5 protein-coding genes are annotated in these 5,259 nt (G+C 52.1%); 3 read left to right on the forward strand and 2 right to left on the reverse strand.

Annotated elements, in window-relative coordinates:
• Positions 1-236: aminotransferase class III-fold pyridoxal phosphate-dependent enzyme (locus B2067_RS02350; protein WP_301387325.1), on the forward strand; the 236-nt coding region annotated here is incomplete at its 5' end.
• A complete protein-coding gene (gene argF, locus B2067_RS02355; RefSeq protein WP_301387326.1) occupies positions 220-1,164 on the forward strand; it encodes an ornithine carbamoyltransferase in 945 nt (314 codons plus the stop codon). The genes B2067_RS02350 and argF, both read left to right, overlap by 17 nt.
• A gap of 18 nt (positions 1,165-1,182) precedes the next feature.
• Here argF and B2067_RS02360 read toward each other — a convergent pair whose 3' ends face one another.
• Both B2067_RS02360 and glpK read right to left on the reverse strand, forming a co-directional pair.
• Positions 1,183-2,271, reverse strand: a complete 1,089-nt coding sequence (locus B2067_RS02360) for a GGDEF domain-containing protein (protein WP_301387327.1) — start codon at positions 2,269-2,271, stop codon at positions 1,183-1,185.
• Positions 2,272-2,391: 120 nt separating this feature from the next.
• Positions 2,392-3,870, reverse strand: a complete 1,479-nt coding sequence (glpK, locus tag B2067_RS02365) for a glycerol kinase GlpK (protein ID WP_297532902.1) — start codon at positions 3,868-3,870, stop codon at positions 2,392-2,394.
• A gap of 142 nt (positions 3,871-4,012) precedes the next feature.
• Between glpK and B2067_RS02370 the strand changes: the two genes are divergently transcribed.
• Positions 4,013-4,933: a LysR family transcriptional regulator gene (locus tag B2067_RS02370; protein ID WP_301378918.1), complete on the forward strand. Its 921-nt coding sequence runs from the start codon at positions 4,013-4,015 to the stop codon at positions 4,931-4,933.
• Positions 4,934-5,259: the final 326 nt, after the last annotated feature.

A 5,259-nucleotide genomic window follows, 5' to 3' on the forward strand; every position in this document is an offset into this window, starting at 1 on the left:
TGCGTTTACAGGACAACCCTCTGTTCTCCGAAATCCGGGGACGTGGCTTGATGATGGGGATTGTTCTGACCAAAGACTGCACCGAATTAATGGCAAAGGGCACCGAAAAAGGCCTTCTGCTGAACGTTACTTCAGGCAATGTTATTCGTCTTCTACCACCACTGACACTGACAGAAGAAGAAGCAGATCTGATCGTAGAGGGAGTTATGGAACTGATCCATGAACTCAATGAATGACCAAATGGAAAAGACAGTGAGACACTTTCTGACGCTCTCGGACACCTCTCCGGATGAGCTCAACTGGATAATTGAACGGGCTATCGAGCTCAAAAAGAAGCAGCGAGCAGGAGAAATCTACGAGCCGCTGAAGAACAGAGTACTGGGGATGATCTTCGAGAAATCATCCACCCGTACCCGAGTATCTTTTGAAGCAGGCATGAGCCAGCTCGGTGGCAGCGCGATCTTCCTGTCGCCACGCGATACCCAGTTAGGTCGTGGCGAGCCCGTCGAAGACTCTGCACGTGTACTCTCGCGTATGGTTGATGTTGTCATGATCCGTACTTTTGATCATGACATTATCGAACGCTTCGCTGCCTACTCTTCTGTACCCGTCATCAACGCCCTGACAGACGATTTTCACCCCTGTCAGCTGCTCGCCGACATGCAGACCTATGTTGAGCATCGCGGTTCTATCGCGGGCAAAACAGTGGCCTGGATTGGCGATGGCAATAATATGTGCCACTCCTACATCAAGGCGGCGGTACAATTCGGATTCAATCTGCGTATTGCCACGCCAGAAGGCTTCGAACCTGATGCCCGCATCGTCAGCGAAGGCGGTGACCGTATTCAGCTGTTCAAAACCCCTGAAGAAGCTGTCGCAGGCGCGAACCTCGTCGTGACTGACGTGTGGGCGTCAATGGGTCAGGAAGAGGAACAGGAAGAGCGCATCCGCAAGTTCCAGGCGTTCCAGGTCTCCCCTGCACTGCTGGATAAAGCGGCCAGTGATGTGATTTTCATGCATTGCCTGCCCGCGCATCGCGGTGAAGAAGTGACTGATGAAGTCATGGAAGATCCGCGTGCAGTCGTCTGGGACGAAGCAGAGAATCGCCTTCATGCTCAGAAAGCACTGCTGGAGTTTCTACTCTGCCAGGAAGAAGAGGACTGAAACTGTTCTCTGTGGCGCTCAGTGCAGCGATAACTGCTGAGCGCCTTCCAGATAGACCTGATTGCGGCCGAGGCGCTTCGCCTCATAGAGCATCCGGTCAGCCCGGTTAAGAACGTCCTCAGAGGCCTCATCCGGGTGATACTCAGCACCACCAATCGATACCCGCTGTTCCAGATCCACCTCAGAAAATCTGTGATTCTCGACCGAAACACGTATCCGCTCCAGAACGCCGGAAGCAGCTTCAAGATTCAGCCCTGACAGCAGCAGAACAAACTCTTCTCCGCCGTAGCGAGCAGCGAGATCAATTTCCCGGACAGATACACGAAGCAGATGGGCGAGTTCAGCAAGTACCTGATCTCCGATCCTGTGACCGTATTCATCATTGACGCGTTTGAAGTAATCGATATCGATGAAGGCCACAACAAACGGGATCTCTTGGCGGATAGACAGAGCCCTCTGCTTTTCGAGAGTCTTGAGCAGATAACGCCGGTTATTCAGCCCCGTCAGTTCATCTGTGACCGCCAGTTCTTCGATACGGGCCAGCGCGCGCCGTAGCTCGGAATTTTTCTCGCCGTAGGCTTTCCTCAGAATAAAGAACTCGCGACCGATAAATGCATATACAAGCAGGCTCGTCATCAAAGCAACGCCGATAACCACTTCAAATTCTGGAACAAGCAGTTCACTGGCGCTGTAGTGGGTAGAAAAAATGACTAACGAATAACTAACAACAGTGAACAGAGAAATACCAACGAATCCCCGTCCCGAAAGGCGGAATACACCAAAAGGCATTATGTTGAGATAACCCAGAATCATGATTCCGCGCAGTTCAGGGGCCAGAATCATTAGCCCAGACATGTAAAGAATCACGAGCGCCATCACTGGCATTGTCATACTGGGATCGGAAGTCTCCATTGCTCTGCCCGAGTAAATGTACCAGGCAGTAATTCCATGGACGACAAGATAGAAAAATACCATGGCGCCGAACCAAGCGTTCGGCGACGCGCCGTACTGAATACCAAAGCCGACGTAGTAAAGAATGCTGAATAGAAGAACACCCGCTGCAGCCAGGCTGTGCCGGCGTAAAATATCCTTTCTTAGCTGCCCCATAAAGGCTTCCCAAAGTATCTTGTCTGTCAGAATAATGGGTGACGGCGCCCCCCGCCAGAGCCTTTTACATAAGGACAACAATTCCGGTCCGATTCCATCCTGATTTCCGTTATAACCACGTCATGCTGGGCGGCACAAGCGTCCTACAGCATCTTTCCAGCCATCGTACAGTTTGTCCCTTTTCACTTTAGAGATTTTTGGCACAAAGACCCGCTCCGTCTGCCACAAACCTGCGACTTCATCCAGGCTCTGGTAGACCCCGGACTGAATCCCCGCGAGATACGCGACACCCAATGCAGTTGTCTCGGTAATCTGGGGCCTTGTGACCCGTACCCCGAGCACATCGCACAAAAACTGAACCAACCAATCATTCTTCACCATACCGCCATCTACTCTGAGTTCAGCGGCTCTGGCACCATCGCCTTCCATCGCAGAAAGCAGATCACGGGTCTGGTAACAGACCGCCTGCAACCCAGCAGTAACCAACTCTTTGATTCCACTATCCCGACTGAGACCGAAAATGGCGCCCCGCGCATCCGGATCCCAGTATGGCGCTCCCAGGCCTGCGAATGCAGGAACCATATAGACTGGATTTTCGTAACCCGTTTTCTCTGCCAGAGACTGACTCTCCCTGGCGTCCTTAATCAGCTGCAAGCCATCCCGGATCCACTGAATCGTCGCACCTGCCATAAAGATCGACCCCTCGAGAGCATAGGTCGTTTCGCCGTTGATCCTATAGGCGATTGTCGTCAGCAGGCGATGCTTGGATGTCACCGCCTCACGCCCAGTATTCAGCACCATAAAGCAGCCAGTCCCGTAGGTGCTCTTGATCATCCCCTCAGAAAAGCAACCCTGACCGATCAAAGCAGCCTGCTGATCACCGGCCACGCCGCCAATCTGAACCGCTCCACCTAACCAGCCGCTCAGAGTTTTGCCAAAGTCTGATGCGCTGTCCTGAACCTCAGGAAGCAGTGGCGCTGGGATATCAAACAAGGACAGCAGATCGGCATCCCAGCACTCTTCATGGATGTTATAGAGCATGGTGCGACAGGCATTGGTTGCGTCCGTTAAGTGAGAGCGCCCGCCTGTCAGCTGCCAGATCAACCAGGTATCGACCGTGCCAAACGCCAGCTCACCCGCTTCAGCGCGCGCTCTGGCCCCCTCAACGTTGTCCAGTATCCAGCGGATTTTGGTGGCCGAAAAATAAGGATCCAGCAAAAGTCCGGTGCGCGCTGATATCTCATTTTTCTGGCCTTCCCACTGACGACAAAGATCCGCGGTTCGTCTGTCTTGCCAGACAATAGCAGGATACACAGGTTCGCCAGTCTGCCTGTCCCAGATCAGCGTTGTCTCCCGTTGATTAGTAATACCAATCGAAACAATATCAGAGGCTTTAGCACCCACTTGCTTAAGAACATCGCGCGCGCACTTCAGAGAGGTTTGCCAAAGATCTGAAGGCGCATGCTCGACCCAACCTGGGTTCGGAAAATGCTGTTCAAATTCTTCCTGTGACTGCGCAATCACTTCACCCGACAGCCCAAATAATATGGCGCGACTACTGGTTGTGCCCTGATCAAAGCTAAGCAGATACTTCGACATACAGTGAGATCCAATCTGACTAAAACTCCAGACTAACTGCTCCACGAAATCGCTTCCAGATATGTCAGTAAAAATGCGGCATATATGAATAAATTAATAGATAGCGCTAAACTGTCATGAAATATTCTCAAGAATGATCTCTATGCTTGATATACGCCATCTGAAAACGCTCATTGCTCTGAGAGACAGCGGGAGTCTCGTCGATGCTGCCCGGCGCCTGCATCTCACTCAGTCGGCCCTGTCGCATCAACTCAAAGATCTTGAGTCGCGTCTTAATACCCGTTTGTTCGAACGGAAATCACGCCCAATCCGTTTCACACGGGCGGGCCTTGAGGTACTGCAACTCGCTGATAACGTCTTACCTATGATTCAACGCACAGAACAAACGCTGAAGAAGATTGAAGCGGGGCATGATGGACGACTCCACATGGCGATCGAATGTCACAGTTGTTTTGAGTGGTTAATGCCAGCCATCAATCAGTTCCGCGATCACTGGCCCGACGTCGAGATTGATCTCACAACCAGTTTCCATTTTCAGCCACTTGAAGCACTCAGGCGAGGCGACATTGATCTGGTGATTACGTCAGACCCCGCAGACGATCCCGTGGTCACGCACATCCCGCTGTTCAGATACCAGTCGGTTCTTGCAATCGCTAACCAACACCCCCTGGCCCAATACGAGTGGATCAGTCCGGAGCACCTGAGCGAGGAAACCCTGATCCACTATCCCGTTGACCGCCGGCGCCTGGATATTTTTGAACGTTTTCTTGAACCCCATGGCATTGAGCCTTCAGCAACTCGGGAAACCGAATTAACGCTGATGATGATTCAGCTCGTCGCCAGCGGCCGTGGCGTCGCCTGCCTGCCGAACTGGGCGCTTCAGACCTACCTTGATGCAGGTTTGATATCCGTACGGCCGTTAGGTAAAGCTGGAGTCTGGCCTGTGCTATATGCAGCCATCCGAAAAGAGCAATCCGGAACTCAGTATCTCAAGGACTTCATCGAGACCGCTGCAGAAAGCTCATTTGCGACATTGAAAGGAATAGTTCAACCGGAAAGCTGATGTAACAAAACCGGCCCAAAAAAAAGGGCCTCGACAAAGGAGGCCCAACAAAACGACACAGTGTGTCGCAACATTCTCACCACGTCTCCAAAGGATACGTGCGCTTATAGTGACCTGTATGAAGCAAGTAATCTATAGCTGGAAGGTGACTATTTGTAACGTTATGTTACAAGTGTCTGGAAACGTACCGACTCACGGCTCTATTTTGTCCTGCATTGCAAGTCGTGGCCAATAACATTGTCAGTCTGTGTGAACGCGCGGCCAGATTAAACTGAAACGCGCGCCACCAAGCTCATCGCTGCGCCCCACCATCGCGCGCCCGCCAT

Origin of the sequence: Thalassolituus sp. UBA2590 (assembly GCF_002339775.1) — a bacterium.
Lineage (GTDB): Bacteria > Pseudomonadota > Gammaproteobacteria > Pseudomonadales > Oceanobacteraceae > Thalassolituus.

Bases quoted from the DNA above. Each gene is read 5' to 3' on its own strand.
- argF (WP_301387326.1), top strand. From the start codon at position 220: ATGAACTCAATGAATGACCAAATGGAAAAGACAGTGAGACACTTTCTG.
- B2067_RS02360 (WP_301387327.1), bottom strand. From the start codon at position 2,271: ATGGGGCAGCTAAGAAAGGATATTTTACGCCGGCACAGCCTGGCTGCA.
- glpK (WP_297532902.1), bottom strand. From the start codon at position 3,870: ATGTCGAAGTATCTGCTTAGCTTTGATCAGGGCACAACCAGTAGTCGC.
- B2067_RS02370 (WP_301378918.1), top strand. From the start codon at position 4,013: ATGCTTGATATACGCCATCTGAAAACGCTCATTGCTCTGAGAGACAGC.